The following is a 2,847-nucleotide window of genomic DNA, read 5'->3' on the forward strand; positions in this document are numbered from 1 at the left end:
ACCCCGAACGCGCTCACCGCGGTGGACGCCTGGGCCGACGACGCGCTGCGCCACCGGGACACCGCCGGGTCGGACACGGCGGCCCCCGGCCTGATCCGCGACGCGGTCGACGCCCTGCTCGGCGTCGAGCTGTAGTGCCGCGGTCCGTGTCGGACGGGCGCCTGGCACGATCAACAGGTGTGTGATCCGGCCGATCGTCCCGCCTGGCACCGTCTCGTCGAGCGGGCCGGCGCGTTCCGCGTGGTCCTCGTCAACGGGCCGCGCCAGGCGGGGAAGACGACCCTGCTGCGGCAGTTCCAACGTAGCCACGGGGGGTCGTTCCGCTCGCTGGACGACGCGACCACACTCCGGAGCGCACAGGACGCGCCCACGGACTTCGCCGACTACGGCGCCGTCCCCCGGGTGATCGACGAGATCCAGCGGGGTGGGGACGACCTCGTCCTGGCGATCAAGTACCTGGTCGACCGGGACAACCGCCGTGGGCAGTTCGTGTTGTCCGGCTCGACGCGGTTCCTCACCGTCCCGACCCTGTCCGAGTCGTTGGCCGGGCGGGCCGTGTTCGTCGATCTGTGGCCGTTGAGCACGGCCGAACGGACCGGGGCCCCCGGCGACTTCTGTGAGCGCGCGTTCGCCGGCCGGGACTCACTGACCGACGCGGACGGTTCGGCGTGGACCCGGTCGGACTACGTCGACCTGTTCGCCGGAGGTGGGTACCCGGAGGTACTGGAGTTCGAGACCCCCGCGCAACGCCGCGCTTGGTTCGACGGGTATCTCAGCACCGTGGTGCTCCGCGACGTCGCGAGCTTCGCCCAGATCCAGCACGCCGACGTCGTGCCGCGGCTGCTCGCGATGCTCGCCGCCCGCTCCGGCGGGCAGACGGTGCTCGCGGACATGGCCCGGGAACTCGGCCTCAACCACGCCACGGTGCGCAACTACCTCGGCTACCTCGACACGGTGTTCCTCACCGCGCGGTTACCGCCGTGGTCGACCAACCTGAACAGCAAGCTGGTCAAGACGCCGAAAACTACCCGACGGACTCCGGGCTCGCCGCCCACCTGATGGAGGTCGACCACGACGCGCTGACGGTCCCCGGCAGCCGCGCCGCCGGGAGCCTCACCGAGACCTTCGTGCACGCCGAGCTGACGCGGTTGCTCGCCACCAGTGACCTCGGTGCCCGCCTGCACTTCTACCGCGACCGGGACGCCCGGGAGATCGATTTCGTGCTCGAACGGCGCAACGGGGACGTCGTCGGGATCGAGGTGAAGGCCTCCAGCACGGTCGGCTCCGACGACTTCCGGCATCTGCGCTGGTTGGCCGACCGGCTCGGCGATCGGTTCGTCGCCGGCTACGTGCTCCACCTCGGTCAGCAGACCCACCGCTTCGGCGAGCGCATGGCCGCCCTGCCCGTGTCGGCGTTGTGCCACCACGCCCCGCTGTGATCCGGGATCGGTCGTCATCAACCCGGAGGGTGTGGTCTCTACGGACAGACGTCGGACGCGCCTCAGCGTGCTTGACGGACTGAATTCTGTCCGACAGAATTGGCGAGTGGCGCGGATCCGGTTCACTCAGGCGGCACACAAGCATCGGGTGGCGGCCGGCCGAGCTCGGGCCGTGTTGGCTGATCCGGTGGCGATCGTGCCGGTACGCCGCGCCGACGATACGCGGATGATGCGGCTCTACCTGGGTGACGATGACACCGGCCGGGCGTTGGAGGTCGGCGTGATCGACACCGACGAGGGCGACCACCTGGTCATCCACGTCATGGACCTTCGGGCGAAGTTCCGTACCTACTACGACTTCGGCAAGGGGAACGTGCTATGACCCGCAAAGACACCGAGACCGAGGGCGTCGACCTCGACCGTGAGCCGGTCTTCGACCGACAGGGTCGACGGATCACCGAGGACGAGGTGAACCGGGCCGGGGAAGCTCTGGAAACCGGCGATGTGGCGGTTCACGAGGTCGACATCGTGTATCCGCGCCGTGGTCGGCCGTCGCTGACCACCCCGGGAGTGCACTCGCCACGGGTCGACACCCGGGTATCCCGCGAGGTCAAGAATCATCTGGAATCCCTCGCCCATACCCAACACCGCTCGGAGTCCGAGATCGTCCGCGAGGCCCTGGAAGAATACCTGGCCCGCCACTGAGCAGCGTCGCCCGCCACTGAGCAGCGTTGTGCAGCGCCGTCAGGCGGCGAGCGCAGGGGCCGCCCTGCCCGTGTCGGCGTTGTGGCACCACGCACCCGGTGATCCGGGATTGCGTCGGGCCGGTCGTGCGCGCCTCAGCCGCCGGTGAGGTCGAGCCGGTCGTGGTTCCACCGGCGACGCAGCCACCGGTCGTGTGAGGCGAGCACGACGGCGCCCGGGGCGGCCTCCAGCGCCTCGGACAGCTCCTCGGCGAGCGTGGGCGAGAGGTGGTTGGTCGGCTCGTCCAGCAGCAGCACGTGCGGCCCCCGGGCGATCAACAGTGCCAGGGCGAGCCTGCGCCGTTGCCCGACCGACAGCGTGCCGACCGGGCGGTGGCAGTCCCGGGGCGGCAGCAGCCCCAGCGACGTCAGCGCGGGTGCCCCGCCGTCCGGGCGGGCGGCGGTGTAGAGCTCGTGCGGCGTGCGGTGCGGGTCGGTGAAGGATACGTCCTGCTCCAGCAGCCCCACCCGCACTCCCGGCGTCCACCGCACCGAACCCCGCGCCGGGGGCACCGTGCCCGCCAGCACGCCCAGCAGTGTGGACTTGCCGGTGCCGTTGCCGCCGGTGACCAGCAGCCGGGTGGAAACGGACCCGGGCGCACCGCCGCCGACCGGTCCGCCCCCGCCCGTCTCGTCCGTCCCGTCCACCGGGGGGCCCGCGGGGG

At 71.2% G+C, this 2,847-nt stretch carries 3 protein-coding genes and 1 pseudogene; 3 read left to right on the forward strand and 1 reads right to left on the reverse strand.

What is annotated here, in order from left to right; genetic code table 11:
- The first annotated feature begins 240 nt into the window (after nucleotides 1-240).
- From SACHA_RS26595 to SACHA_RS0110760, 3 genes and pseudogenes are all read left to right on the forward strand, one after another.
- Nucleotides 241-1,439 (forward strand): annotated as a pseudogene (locus SACHA_RS26595) (ATP-binding protein).
- 172 nt (nucleotides 1,440-1,611) lie between these two features.
- The gene (locus SACHA_RS21515; RefSeq protein WP_157601660.1) at nucleotides 1,612-1,821 is read left to right on the forward strand and encodes a hypothetical protein; all 210 of its coding nucleotides are present in this window, start codon (nucleotides 1,612-1,614) and stop codon (nucleotides 1,819-1,821) included.
- Nucleotides 1,818-2,144: a ribbon-helix-helix protein, CopG family gene (locus SACHA_RS0110760; RefSeq protein ID WP_019809588.1), complete on the forward strand. Its 327-nt coding sequence runs from the start codon at nucleotides 1,818-1,820 to the stop codon at nucleotides 2,142-2,144. Before SACHA_RS21515 ends, SACHA_RS0110760 begins: the two co-directional genes overlap by 4 nt.
- Before the next feature lie 134 nt (nucleotides 2,145-2,278).
- Here the strand turns inward: SACHA_RS0110760 and SACHA_RS0110765 are convergent.
- Nucleotides 2,279-2,847: ATP-binding cassette domain-containing protein (locus SACHA_RS0110765; protein ID WP_157601663.1), on the reverse strand; the 569-nt coding region annotated here is incomplete at its 5' end.

It is taken from the genome of Saccharomonospora halophila 8 (genome assembly GCF_000383775.1).
Classification (GTDB): Bacteria; Actinomycetota; Actinomycetes; order Mycobacteriales; family Pseudonocardiaceae; genus Saccharomonospora; species Saccharomonospora halophila.